This is a genomic window from Flavobacterium sp. Root935, from assembly GCF_001429295.1.
Taxonomy (GTDB): Bacteria; Bacteroidota; Bacteroidia; order Flavobacteriales; family Flavobacteriaceae; genus Flavobacterium.
In genome coordinates this window covers 135989-148761 of record NZ_LMJL01000001.1, presented here as the reverse complement: position 1 = coordinate 148761, position 12773 = coordinate 135989, and the positions used below count along the sequence as shown (strand labels likewise).

Sequence of the window (12773 nt, the reverse complement as noted above, 5' to 3'; positions counted from 1 at the left end):
ATGATTCAATTCATTTTTTTACTATGACAATTTTAGTAAAAAATTATAAAATAAAAAACATCAAACACATGATTCCTTTTAATAAGCCATATCTAACTGGTAAAGAAACGCACTATATTTATGATGCTGTAAATTCAGGCAAAATATCTGGTAATGGAAAATATACGCAAAAATGTCAATCTTTTTTTGAATCTCATTATGGATTTAAAAAATGTCTATTAACGACATCATGTACAGATGCACTAGAAATGGCAGCAATATTAGCAAATATAAAAGAAGGCGATGAAGTCATTGTTCCTAGTTTTACATTTGTTTCAACAGCAATCGCTTTTGTTCGTCAAGGCGCAAAAATTATTTTTGCTGATTCATATTCAGACAATCCAAATATTGACGCAGACAAAATAGAGCAATTAATTACGCCTAAAACCAAAGCAATTGTTCCTGTCCATTATGCTGGTGTAGCATGTGATATGAATAAAATTATGGATTTGGCAAATAAATATAATTTGATTGTAATTGAAGACGCTGCACAAGCGATAGATAGTTTTTATATTGACAAAAATGGTGTAAAAAAAGCATTAGGTTCAATAGGTCATTTTGCAGCTTTTTCTTTCCACGAGACAAAAAATATAATTTCTGGAGAAGGAGGAATGCTTGTAGTAAATGATGATAAATATATCACTAGATCTGAAATTATTTGGGAAAAAGGCACCAATAGAGCAGAGTTTTTTAGAGGTGAAGTAAATAAATATGGGTGGGTAGATACTGGCTCGTCCTTTTTACCATCTGAAATCATCGCAGCTTTTCTCTGGGCTCAAATAGAAAATCTGCAAGATATTCAGAACAAAAGAAAAAGACTTTGGGAAAGCTATCATAATGATATTGAAAAATTAAATATAAGTGCAATTAAATTGCCTATAATACCAGATTATGCAACAAATAATGGTCATATGTTCTATTTGTCTTGTAAAGATGGTGAGGTTAGAAATAAGTTAATTAATACTTTAAAGGAAAATGGATTTCATGCTGTTTTTCATTATTTATCTCTTCATTTAAGTGATTATTATGTGGATAAACATGATGGAAGAAGCCTTCCTAATTCAGACTATTTCACTGATTGTCTTGTTCGTCTACCTCTTTATTATGAACTAACAGATAATAATGTAGAAAATATAGTAGCATCGATTAAAAGTAGCTTTGAAAAAGATTAGCATAAAAAATATTAAAGGTTGCTTTAATAACAACGATAGGAGTCAAAATATCAAGGCAAATGTCGTTGGTTCAATTTTTTTAAAGGGGATAAGTATTTTTTTAAGTTTATTGGTCGTCCCTTTAACTATTAATTATATTTCACCATATCAATACGGTGTCTGGATTACAATTTCATCTATCATTGGATGGCTAAGCTTTTTTGATATTGGATTTGGTAATGGTTTAAAAAACAAATTTGTTGAGGCTATTACCATAGGAAAACTAAAATTAGCACGAATTTATGTAAGTACAACCTATTCAATACTAGCCTTAATTATTTTACTGATATGGGTAGTATCAGTTTTAATTTCAAAGTTTGTTGATTGGCCTAAATTTTTAAATGTTAAAGGTGCAAATAACGAGGAGTTATTCTATGTTATGTTGATTGTGCTTTCAACTTTTGCATTTCAATTTGTTTTAGGTTTAATAAATACAATTCTTTCAGCTCTCCAAAAGCCTGTTATTACTTCATTAATTAATGTAATAAGTCAATTTTTAGTTTTAATAGGGATTTATATTTTAAGCAAAACAAGTTCAGGATCTATTTTAAATCTTAGTTTATTAAATGGAACAGTAAACACTTTAGTGCTTTTTATTTTTTCTATTTATTTATTTAAAACATCATTAAAAAATTATGTTCCTTCATTTAAGTATGTTCGGTTTAGATATGCGAAAGGATTGCTGACTTTAGGGTTGAATTTTTTTATTTTGCAAATTATTTCGATCATATATTATGAGACTAATAACATTATTATCACGAAGATATTAAGCCCCCTAGATGTGACGGTGTACAATTTAGCATTCAAATATCTGTCAATTATAGGAATGTTTTTTAGTATAATTATTTCTCCTTTTTGGAGTGCCTTTATTGAAGCAAGGGTCTTAAACGATATTTCATGGATGAGATCCGTAACAAAAAAACTATATAAAATATTTGGGTTGTTCTTATTGGCAACATTAATTTTAGTTGTATGTAGTTCTTTTGTGTATAATATTTGGTTTGGAAAATCTGTTAATGTGCCTTTTTTGTTGACGATGTATTTAGGAATATGGCAAATTTTTAATATGTGGAATTCTTTACATTCTACTTTAATTTATGGATTTGGTAAAATTAAGTTGCAGATCATAGCTTCTCTTTCTGTTGGGATTATTAATATTCCATTAACCATATTTTTTTGCCGAACATGGGGACTAGATGGAGTTGTAATTTCACAAATTATTTTAGCGTTGTCAATCGCCTGGATTGGCCCTCTACAATTAAATCTACTATTTAATAAAAATGCAAAAAGAATCTGGAACAAATAAAAGTTCTAACGCCTTGATAATAACGAGTTTTCTTGATAATGGGAATTCATCTAAAATGATTTTGGATATCTCGAAATCATTAAGTAGCTATTATAATATTGACGTTGTTACAAAGTATCCTTTTAGGACTGAGGACTTTAATGTTTATTCTGCGTATAATAAATATGAGAAATTGGCTCATGATTTTTCTGCTCGTGCTCGCGCTATATTGCTAAAATATAAATTATTACCTGCACCTCATAAATTTGAATCTAAGGAGAATTTGCCATACTACTTTTTTGGATTAAATGATGATAAACCTCCTGTAAAAACTAAAAGAATTATAAATTGTATAAAAAAGGAGTATGATTATATATTAGTTTTTTTTTGGCAAGGACTTGTTACAAGTAAAACATTAAAAGATATTTACGATAAATTTGAAATACCTTTTTTATTAGTTGCAGCTGATATGTTTCCCATGACAGGAGGATGTAGTTATTTCTGGGATTGCGAGCGGATAAAGCAATCTTGTGGTAAATGTCAGGGGATACTTTCATCAAATGAAAATGATGCTACTCGTAAAAATTTTCTTTACAAGAAAAATGTATTTGCCAATATTAAAAGTATATTTTTAGGTAATAATTGGCAAAATAGATATGCTTCTGAGTCTGGATTATTTAAAAATATAGGGACAATTTATCCAATCGTTGACGAAAATGTGTTTCGACCAAGAGATAGAAAGACATTAAAAAAGGATTTTAACTACTGTGACAAAAAAGTATTATTTTTTGGATCGCTTGGAGTTCATGATCCTCGGAAAGGATTTAAATACCTTTTAGAAGCTCTAAAGTTGCTATATATAAAAAGACCAGATTTGGTTTCAAACATTGTTCTAGTTGTTGCGGGGAGCGGAGAAAAAGTTGAAGGTCTCGACGAATTTAATATTGATTATACGGGTCATTTAACTTTTGATCAATTAGCAGAATATTATGCTTTGGCTGATGTTTTCTTAAGCCCAAGCATACAAGATGCAGGTCCAATGATGCTAAATCAAGCTTTAATGTGTGGTACACCTGCAGTGGCATTTAATATAGGAACTGCTTGTGATATAATCAATGAAGGTACCGGATACTTAGCAAAATTTAAAGACAGTGAGGATTTTAGTAGAGGGATAATTAGCTTAATTACTAAAAGTTCAATAGAATTAGACATGATTTCAAAGAATTGTAGATCAGAATCAATGATCAGATCTTCTTACGAAGGATTTAGATCAGCAATTATCAATGCTTATAAAACGATTAACTAAACTTTGTGATTTTTTTTACGCATATGAATGCATTTTTGATTTTTTAATAAAGCTTTTGATTTAGATTTTAAAATGAAAAAAATAATAATTAGTGGTATTGCCAATATTAGCTTAGTTTTATTACCATTAAAATTCTCAACTAAAATTAAAAATGCTTTTAATTCAATTTATACCAACAGAATTTTAAAGAACTTAAAAGATGCAAATAATGGAAACATTAGATATCCAATGTATCTTACAGGTGGTGAGTATATTAAAATTGGAAATAATTTTGATTGCGATCAAAGATTGCGTTTAGATGCAATAGATAATTTTCTTGGAGAAAAGTTTTGCCCGGAAATAATTATAGGTAATAATGTTTCAATACAAAAAGATTGTCATATTGGAGCGATAAATAAAATTATTTTAGGCGACAATGTTTTATTGGCGAGTAAAGTATATATCAGTGATCATTCACATGGAGAAATTACAAAAGAAGCAATATTACTACCTCCCTCAAAAAGAAAATTATATAGTAAAGGCCCCGTTATTATTGAAGATAATGTTTGGCTGGGCGAAAATGTAGTAGTTTTACCAGGAGTAACTATTGGCGAAAACACAGTTGTAGGAGCTAATGCAGTTGTTACAAAATCAATACCTAAAAATAGTGTTGTTGGAGGAAATCCAGCCAGAGTAATAAGAGAATTATAGTGATGGAAAAAGAAGCAAGAGTTATAGCGTTATATTTGCCACAATATCATCCCATTCCAGAAAATGATAAATGGTGGGGTAAAGGTTTTACGGAATGGACTAATGTGGGAAAAGCAAAGGCTTTATTCAGAGGACATTATCAACCTAGAATACCTGCTGATTTAGGGTATTATGATCTTCGAGTTTCTGAAACTCGTAAAGCTCAAGCTGATATGGCAAAAGAATATGGTATTGAAGGATTTTGTTACTGGCATTATTGGTTTGGGAATGGAAAAAGATTGATTGAACGCCCGTTCAATGAGGTTTTAAATTCTGGAGAGCCTGATTTTCCATTTTGTTTGGCTTGGGCAAATGAAACTTGGAAAGGTTTTGATCATGGTCTTAAAAATAGAAATATATTAATAGAACAGCTTTATCCAGGTATTCAAGATTACGAAGCTCATTTTTACGAAGTTTTACCTGCCCTTAAGGATAAAAGATATATTACTGTAAATGGAAAACCATTGTTTATGATCTATAAACCTCTTGCCTCAGAAGAGATTAAGGTTTTTATGGAAACATGGAAGAGGTTGGCAGCGGAGAATGATTTATCTGGGATATATTTTGTTGGACACCATAATGATTTGAGAAATAATTTAGAAGAAATTTTAGCGACTGGAGTTGATGCTGTAAATACAACGCGTTTAAATAATTATATCATTAACCATAGGTCAATTTTTGAAAAGATTTTAAGCAGAATTAAAAGAATTTTCCTTGGAAATGCAGCTGCTTATGCAATAGCTTACAAAATGATGTCTAAATATTTTTTGGTTCCTGAGGAGGATAAACTTCACAATGTATTTCCTAGTATTATTCCTGGTTGGGACCACACTCCCAGAAGTGGACGTGAAGGTTTAGTAATGACAAACTCAACGCCAGATTTGTTTGAGAAACATGTAAAGGAGGCTTTAGACTTAGTTCGTGATAAAGAATACGAAAATAAAATCATTTTTATTAAATCTTGGAATGAATGGGCCGAAGGTAATTATATGGAACCAGATTTAAAATGGGGGCATAAGTATCTTGAGGTATTAAAAAAACAAATTGAAAAATAATTAAGCGAAGCTAATGAAGATTTCAGTTATTATCCCTGTTTTTAATGCTGAAAGCTATTTAAAGAGATGTTTAGATAGCGTCCTAAATCAAACACTAAGTGATGTAGAGATAATTTGTATAGATGATTGCTCTACAGATAATTCTTGCGAAATTTTAAAAAGTTATGCGGAACGTGATTCTCGCATTAAACTTTGGAAAAATGAAAAAAACATTGGGCAAGGATTAACAAGAAATAAAGGCTTGGATGTAGCCGTAGGAGAGTATGTTGCTTTTGTAGATTGTGACGATTGGATTGAAAAAGACATGTATCAGGTTCTTTATGAAAAAACATTAACTGCAAAGTATGATTTAGTTTGTTGTAATCTTGTTTTTGATTTCCCTGACGGTAGCAAAGGGGTTCCAAAAATGCCAGCTAAAGAAAAAATTAGTCAGGAGTTCTTAATAAATGAATCAATAAATCCCTCAATTACCTTTTTTTCTCCAAATTCGCCATGTGATAAAATATTTAGAAGGCAATATATTGAAAAGCTAAATTTAAGATTTAAAAGCGAACGTTTGTATTTATATGAAGATAAGCTTTTTAATATGGTCTTTTTAGCGTCAAATCCTTTTTTTTACTTTGAAGCAAAAGTTTTTTATCATTATGTAATAAGATATGGCAGTACGATGACATCGTATAAAAAAGATTTAGCACAAAAATATTTTTTGATGAATAATGATGTAAAAGATATTTTGTCTAAAAATGATTTTTTAAAAAGTGAACAAGAGTATCGATTAAGTAAGAGCTTGTTTGATATGACTTTCGTATTATGTTTAAATGCCTTAGTGTATAATAAATCAATAAAAGGAAAGTTTTATGATTTTAAAGAATTGATAAAAGATAAAAAGGTTTCATCGAATGCAAAAAAATTTAAACTAAAAGATATACCAAGGTCTTCTTCAATTGTAAATAAAGTAGTAAAAGCAACATTCTTTTTATTTTTGAAATATTTAAAATGAAGTGTATGTTAAGCAAAGAATGGATGCTTCATAAAAAATAGTTATTGATGTTCGAGTCCATAATATTATATAATTTCTTATTGTTTTTTTCAGTATTATTTGCGTACCTAGGAGTAATAATGGAAAATAAGACTATTGGAAATTTTTTTATTATAACTTCTATATTGGTTTTGATTATTCCTGCTTCCCTCAGATATGGGATAGGAACAGATTATTTTAGTTATGAAATTATATATAACAGAATAGCTTATAAAGATGAAATAGATACAGAACCACTTTTTTGGGTAATAAATTATACAGTTTCTTTATTTGATGGTGGAGTAAATTGGGTATTAGCCATTTCGTCTTCAATATTTTTAGTTTTTACTTACAAAAGTTTTTCTAGAAACACCCTAGTTTTAGGAGTCTTTTTTTCATTTATACTTTTGTATTCAGATTCTTACAATGCTGTACGCCAGATTATAGCAGTGGCTATTTCGATGTATGCAACTTCATTTCTCTTGAATAAACATAAAAATGGAATAAAAATTTTTTTAAGTTTAATTGCTTTAGGAGCACTATTTCATTTTTCTTGTATTTTTAGTCTATTGATTTTGGTACTTTTAAAAATTAAGATACCCCGAACTGTTGGTATACTTGTTTTTATTTTCTTTTGGTTTTTTTCGCCAGTAATTGCTGGAAAACTATTAACCTTTCCTTTGGTTGAAGCTTCGAAATATGCTGTTTATGCAGATATGGATGAATTTTCAGCATCACAGGAATTAGGAACAGGTATGGGTTTTTTATTGCAAATTTTTCCATCATTAATTGTTGTTTTTTTCAAAGAGAAAATTTTTGATGATTCTTTTTCACAAAAGTTTTTTGGGAATAGTGCGCTATTCTTAATAGTTATAAAAATAATGGCCATTCACTTGGTAATTTTATATCGGTTTGTAGATAGTTTTGATTTTTTATATGTTTTATTATTAGTAGAAATGTGTAGAAATTATAAAAAATCGTGGTTCCAATTTTGTGTTGCAACTATTTCAGTAGGTATCGGACTTTTATTTTTTGAATATTTTTTGGTCAAAGGAATAAATGAAATAATACCTTATAAAATGATAAAGATTTTGTGATATTGTTTAACAAATTCATTGTTATAAATAATCTAAATTAAAGAAGAAATAAAAAATTGAAAATAATATATTGTATTCATAGTACTTGTAATTCTGGAGGAATGGAACGAGTTCTTTCAAATAAAGTTAACTATTTGTCTCAATTGCCAAATTATGAGGTTTATATCATAACTACTGGTCAAAGAAATAGACCCCATTTTTATGAAATATCTTCAAAAGTAAAATGTATTGATTTAGGGATCAATTATTCTGAAACTACTGATGGAAATATACTAGTAAGAGTTTTTAAGTCATTTAAAAAATATCTATTTCATAAAGCAAAATTAAAACAGATTTTGTTTGAAATAAAGGCAGACATTGTTGTGTCGATGTTTACAAATGATGTTAACTTTCTGTATGCCATTAAAGACGGATCAAAAAAAGTATTAGAAATTCATTTTAGTAGAGAGTTTAGACTTTTAGCAAATCGTAAAGGGATTACAAGATTGTTAGATTTATACATGACAAATCGTAACGATAAAATTGTAACTAAATATGATCGTTTTGTGGTTCTAACATTAGAAGATAAACATAGTTGGAAAAAGCATAAAAATATTTCAGTAATTTATAATTCTGTGACAGATAGTAATAATAATGCGACGTCGTTATTAGATAATAAAAAAGTACTCGCAATTGGGCGTCTAACTTATCAAAAAAATTTAGAGTTGTTGATTGAACTTTGGGAGCAAATATCAAAAAGATATCCAGATTGGTGTTTGACTATTGTAGGTACTGGAGATTCAAAAGAACTGATTGGGAAGATTGATAAGATGAAATTAAACGATGTTATCAAGCTTGTACCATCAACATCAAAAATAAGTGATTGTTACTTAGATAGTTCTTTATATCTAATGACATCAAGATTTGAAGGTTTGCCAATGGTTCTGTTGGAAGCTCAAAACTATGGGTTGCCAATCGTATCTTTTGATTGTAAATGCGGACCAAAAGAAATTATTACTGATGGGCAAGATGGTTATTTAATCCAAATGGGAGATAAGGAAAGTTTTATTGCAAAAACAACAGATTTAATTGAAAATATTTCTTTACGAAAAGAATTCGGAAGAATTGCAAAAGAGAATTCTAAAAGATTTTCCGAAGAAATAATAATGAAACAATGGACTTCATTATTTGAGGAATTAGTAAAATAGTAATAATGAAAATACTACTTGATAATATTATTTTTTCGCTTCAAAAATCTGGTGGCGCTTCTGTTGTTTGGCAGCAACATTTACAGAGATTGCTTGTTGATAGTGATTTTGATTGTTCTTTTATTGAATTTGATACAGCAATAAATAATCTATTTCGAAAACAATTACAGATTGATGTAGATTTAATTAGAATTGAGAGTTCTCGTTTTTTAGCTTTGAAGAGATATCTTAATTTAGAAAGTAAGAATACTGATAAACATTTGTTTCACTCATCTCATTACAGGTTACAAAAAGGAAAAAATGTAGTAAATGTAACTACTGTTCATGATTTTACTTATGAATATTATAGAACAGGAATTAGGCAAAAGGTACATTCTTGGCAAAAGTATATTGCCATAAATGGATCGAATGGTATTATTTGTATTTCAAACAGTACAAAAAATGATTTGATTAAATTTTTGCCAAATTTTGATGCAAATAAAATTCGTGTAATTTACAATGGAGTTGATGAGACTTTCAGACCATTAGACTCAAATTTTAAGATGAATAATATTCTCCCATTTGAAGAAAAAAGTTACGCAATTTATGTAGGAGATCGTAAATCATCCCATAAGAATTTTAACACAGCAGTTGAGGCTTGTTCTCTAACAAAAACTCCATTACTAATGATTGGAGGAGGGGATTTAGATGATCATGAGATTTTTTATTTGAATTTGAAATTAGGAGATCAAAACTTCAAATGTATAACAGGAGTTAGCATTGAACATTTGAATTATTATTATAATAACGCTAAATTATTACTTTATCCGTCATTATATGAAGGGTTTGGAATCCCGGTAGTAGAAGCACAAAAAGCGGGTTGTCCTGTTGTAGCAATTAATATATCATCAATTCCTGAGGTAATGGGAAATATGTATTTAGCGTTGAATGAGTCAAATGCTACTATAATGGCTGAAAGAATTAAGGAATTATCGTTAGACAATAATCTACGTGAAGAATCTATTGAGATGGGATTCGAAAAGGCAAATCAGTTCAGTTGGCAAAAAACTTATGATGAGACAAAAGAATTTTATAAAGAGTTATTATGATTAGGAGATATGGAATTTTAGGGCTCTTAAAATTAGCAGTATCACTAATTTATACTAAATTATTTTTTAGAAACGCCAAATTGATACGTCTACCATTTGATATTAGAAACAAAGGTTTTATAGAGTTTGGAAAAGGCTTGACAACAGGTTTTGGTTGTAGAGTAGAAGCCTATCCTGAAACTAAAAATAAGGTTTTGTTTATTGGTGATAATGTTCAAATGAATGATTATGTGCACATTACTGCTATGAAAAATGTTACTATAGGTAATAATGTGCTTATGGCAAGTAAAATATATATATCAGATTGTTCACATGGAAGTTATTCAGGAGACAACAATGATAGTCACCCTGATTTGACACCAGTAGAAAGATCTTTGTTTTCTAAACCGGTAAGCATTGAAGACAATGTATGGCTTGGAGAATTTGTTTCCGTTTTGCCAGGAGTTACAATTGGTAAAGGCACAATTGTAGGAGCAAATTCTGTGGTTTCCAAAAGTTTACCAAATTATGTAATTGCAGTAGGTTCGCCTGCGAAACCAATTAAGAAATTTAATTTTGAAATTAATAAATGGGAAAAAATATAACAATGAAAAATATATTAATAACAGGAGGAGCGGGATTTATTGGAACAAACCTTGCCCTTAAATTAATAGAAAAAGGATACACAATTACAGTTTTGGATAATCTTTCAAAACAAATTCATGGTGATAATCCTGAATTGACATCACCATTGTATAAAAGTATAAAGGATAAGGTTAAATTTATTAAAGGAACGGTTACCTCTAGAAGTGATTGGGAAAAAGCTATTCAAAATCAAAATGTAATAGTTCATTTTGCTGCCGAGACAGGAACTGGGCAATCAATGTATTGTATTGAGAAATATACAGAAGTTAATATTCAGGGTACTGCAATTATGTTAGATATTTTAGCAAATAACAAACATTCTATAGAAAAAATTGTTATTGCTTCTTCAAGATCTATTTATGGTGAAGGAAAATATAAACACCCTCAGTTAGGAATTGTTTATCCTTCGCATAGAAAAGAAGAAGATATGTTGGCTGGAAATTTTGAACTAACATATAAAGATAATGAAGTACTTGAATTATTAGCTACTGACGAAGAATCAAAAATTCACCCTTCTTCTGTTTATGGTATTACAAAGCAAAATCAAGAGCAAATGATTATGACTGTTTGCCCTACACTAGATATAGCTCCTGTAGGATTTAGATATCAAAATGTATATGGTCCTGGACAATCACTATCTAATCCCTATACAGGTATTTTATCTATTTTCTCGACTCAAATTAGAAATAATAATCCAATTCAAATTTTTGAAGATGGAAAAGAAACACGAGATTTCGTATTTATTGACGATGTGGTAAATGCGACAATCCTTGGAATTGAAAAAGAAGAAGCAAATGGACATGTTTTTAACGTAGGAACTGGTGTTGCAACAGATGTTCTTGAGGTTGCACATTCATTGATTAAAGCATACGATATTAATGTTCCAGTAACTGTGACTGGAAAATTTAGATTAGGAGATATACGTCATAATTTTGCTGATTTAACCAAAATCAAATCATTATTAGGATTTGAACCAAAAGTTTTTTTTAGAGAAGGCATTGAAAAATTTTCTGCATGGGTGTTACAGCAAGAAATACAAGAGGATAAACTAAGTATTTCATTAGAAGAAATGAAAAAGAAAGGTTTACTAAAGTGATGATTAAAGAATCTCTTAAAAATAAGAATATTATATTTTTTTCAGTTCAGACTTTTAATCTTGAAAAAGAAATTGTTAAGAAGTTAGAAGAATTAGGTGCAAATGTAGAATACTATGATGAAAGACCTTCAAATAGTAATTTTACTAAAGGAATAATTAGATTTAAAAGAAGTGTTTATCAGCACAAAATAGATCAGTATTATAAAGAGATACTTCAAAATACGTTACAAAAAAAGTATGATTTCCTTTTTGTTAATAGAGGGGAAGTGGTTCCTAAATTTTTTTTAGAAGAATTTAAAAAAAAACATAAGGACTGCAAATTTATATTTTATACCTGGGACTCTTTTACAAATCATAAACATCCGACAAGTATCTTACATTATTTTGATAGAAAATTTACGTTCGATTCAGACGATGCTATAAAATATAATATAAACTTTAGGCCTTTGTTTTTTCTGGATGTCTATAAAAATATTAACAATCCTAAAAATAATAAATCAAAATATGATTTATTATTTTTAGGAACAGCTCATTCAGACCGCTACAGAATTAGTATGAACATTGTAGATTGGTGTGCTCAAAATAACCTTACGTCATTTTGCTATTATTACATGCATGGAAAATTAGTGTATTTTTACAAAAAATTCTTTGACAAAACGTTTAAAGAATTTGATTATAAAAAGTTAAGTTTTAAAAGTTTAAGAACAGAACAAATCTTAGAACTTTACCAGAGTTCAAATGTTATTTTAGATATTAATCATCCTGGTCAAAAAGGTCTAACAATGAGAACATTTGAATCCACAGGAGCACGAAAAAAAATAATAACAACAAATTCAGAGGTCAAAAAGTATTGTTTTTACAATCCAAATAATATTGCTGTTATTGATAGAGAAAATATCAAAATAGAAAAGGATTTTTTCGAATCAAAATATGAAAATATAAATGATGATATTTATGAAAAGATGTCAATTGAAGGATGGTTAAATTGTATTTTTTTTCAAGATGAATCTAATTTTTGGATTGAAAATTTAAAATAAT

At 28.9% G+C, this 12773-nt stretch carries 12 protein-coding genes; all 12 read left to right on the top strand.

The window, feature by feature from the left end; all coding sequences use genetic code 11:
• The first annotated feature begins 68 nt into the window (after positions 1-68).
• The 12 genes from rffA to ASE40_RS00645 all read left to right on the top strand — a co-directional run bounded on the left by rffA (position 69) and on the right by ASE40_RS00645 (position 12772).
• The gene (rffA, locus tag ASE40_RS00700) at positions 69-1211 is read left to right on the top strand and encodes a dTDP-4-amino-4,6-dideoxygalactose transaminase (RefSeq protein WP_057114986.1); all 1143 of its coding nucleotides are present in this window, start codon (positions 69-71) and stop codon (positions 1209-1211) included.
• A complete protein-coding gene (locus ASE40_RS00695; protein WP_057114897.1) occupies positions 1198-2556 on the top strand; it encodes a lipopolysaccharide biosynthesis protein in 1359 nt (452 codons plus the stop codon). The genes rffA and ASE40_RS00695 overlap by 14 nt, the downstream gene beginning before the upstream one ends.
• A complete protein-coding gene (locus ASE40_RS00690; RefSeq protein ID WP_057114896.1) occupies positions 2531-3841 on the top strand; it encodes a glycosyltransferase in 1311 nt (436 codons plus the stop codon). Before ASE40_RS00695 ends, ASE40_RS00690 begins: the two co-directional genes overlap by 26 nt.
• A gap of 72 nt (positions 3842-3913) precedes the next feature.
• Positions 3914-4531: a DapH/DapD/GlmU-related protein gene (locus ASE40_RS00685; RefSeq protein ID WP_082586722.1), complete on the top strand. Its 618-nt coding sequence runs from the start codon at positions 3914-3916 to the stop codon at positions 4529-4531.
• 2 nt (positions 4532-4533) lie between these two features.
• Positions 4534-5625: a glycoside hydrolase family 99-like domain-containing protein gene (locus ASE40_RS00680; RefSeq protein WP_057114895.1), complete on the top strand. Its 1092-nt coding sequence runs from the start codon at positions 4534-4536 to the stop codon at positions 5623-5625.
• Between the two features lie 13 nt (positions 5626-5638).
• Positions 5639-6625, top strand: coding sequence for a glycosyltransferase family 2 protein (locus ASE40_RS00675; RefSeq protein ID WP_057114894.1), 987 nt, complete (start codon positions 5639-5641; stop codon positions 6623-6625).
• Positions 6626-6744: 119 nt separating this feature from the next.
• Positions 6745-7740 (top strand): EpsG family protein, encoded by a 996-nt coding sequence (locus ASE40_RS00670; protein WP_057114893.1) that lies wholly within the window; start codon positions 6745-6747, stop codon positions 7738-7740.
• A gap of 101 nt (positions 7741-7841) precedes the next feature.
• Positions 7842-8927 (top strand): glycosyltransferase family 4 protein, encoded by a 1086-nt coding sequence (locus ASE40_RS00665; RefSeq protein ID WP_057114892.1) that lies wholly within the window; start codon positions 7842-7844, stop codon positions 8925-8927.
• 5 nt (positions 8928-8932) lie between these two features.
• On the top strand, positions 8933-10015 hold the full coding sequence (locus tag ASE40_RS00660; RefSeq protein ID WP_057114891.1) for a glycosyltransferase family 4 protein: 1083 nt from the start codon (positions 8933-8935) through the stop codon (positions 10013-10015).
• Positions 10012-10599 carry a DapH/DapD/GlmU-related protein gene (locus ASE40_RS22525; protein ID WP_057114890.1) on the top strand — a complete coding sequence of 196 codons (588 nt, stop codon included), beginning with the start codon at positions 10012-10014 and terminating at the stop codon, positions 10597-10599. Before ASE40_RS00660 ends, ASE40_RS22525 begins: the two co-directional genes overlap by 4 nt.
• Positions 10584-11735 (top strand): NAD-dependent epimerase/dehydratase family protein, encoded by a 1152-nt coding sequence (locus tag ASE40_RS00650; RefSeq protein WP_241774303.1) that lies wholly within the window; start codon positions 10584-10586, stop codon positions 11733-11735. Before ASE40_RS22525 ends, ASE40_RS00650 begins: the two co-directional genes overlap by 16 nt.
• Positions 11735-12772 carry a hypothetical protein gene (locus tag ASE40_RS00645; protein ID WP_057114889.1) on the top strand — a complete coding sequence of 346 codons (1038 nt, stop codon included), beginning with the start codon at positions 11735-11737 and terminating at the stop codon, positions 12770-12772. Before ASE40_RS00650 ends, ASE40_RS00645 begins: the two co-directional genes overlap by 1 nt.
• The last annotated feature ends 1 nt before the right edge of the window (position 12773 follow it).

Coding starts and splice junctions, on each gene's coding strand:
- ASE40_RS00670 (WP_057114893.1), top strand. CDS start 6,745: ATGGAAAATAAGACTATTGGAAATTTTTTTATTATAACTTCTATATTG.
- ASE40_RS22525 (WP_057114890.1), top strand. CDS start 10,012: ATGATTAGGAGATATGGAATTTTAGGGCTCTTAAAATTAGCAGTATCA.
- ASE40_RS00685 (WP_082586722.1), top strand. CDS start 3,914: ATGAAAAAAATAATAATTAGTGGTATTGCCAATATTAGCTTAGTTTTA.
- ASE40_RS00675 (WP_057114894.1), top strand. CDS start 5,639: ATGAAGATTTCAGTTATTATCCCTGTTTTTAATGCTGAAAGCTATTTA.
- ASE40_RS00650 (WP_241774303.1), top strand. CDS start 10,584: ATGGGAAAAAATATAACAATGAAAAATATATTAATAACAGGAGGAGCG.
- ASE40_RS00660 (WP_057114891.1), top strand. CDS start 8,933: ATGAAAATACTACTTGATAATATTATTTTTTCGCTTCAAAAATCTGGT.
- rffA (WP_057114986.1), top strand. CDS start 69: ATGATTCCTTTTAATAAGCCATATCTAACTGGTAAAGAAACGCACTAT.
- ASE40_RS00645 (WP_057114889.1), top strand. CDS start 11,735: ATGATTAAAGAATCTCTTAAAAATAAGAATATTATATTTTTTTCAGTT.
- ASE40_RS00690 (WP_057114896.1), top strand. CDS start 2,531: ATGCAAAAAGAATCTGGAACAAATAAAAGTTCTAACGCCTTGATAATA.
- ASE40_RS00665 (WP_057114892.1), top strand. CDS start 7,842: ATGGAACGAGTTCTTTCAAATAAAGTTAACTATTTGTCTCAATTGCCA.
- ASE40_RS00680 (WP_057114895.1), top strand. CDS start 4,534: ATGGAAAAAGAAGCAAGAGTTATAGCGTTATATTTGCCACAATATCAT.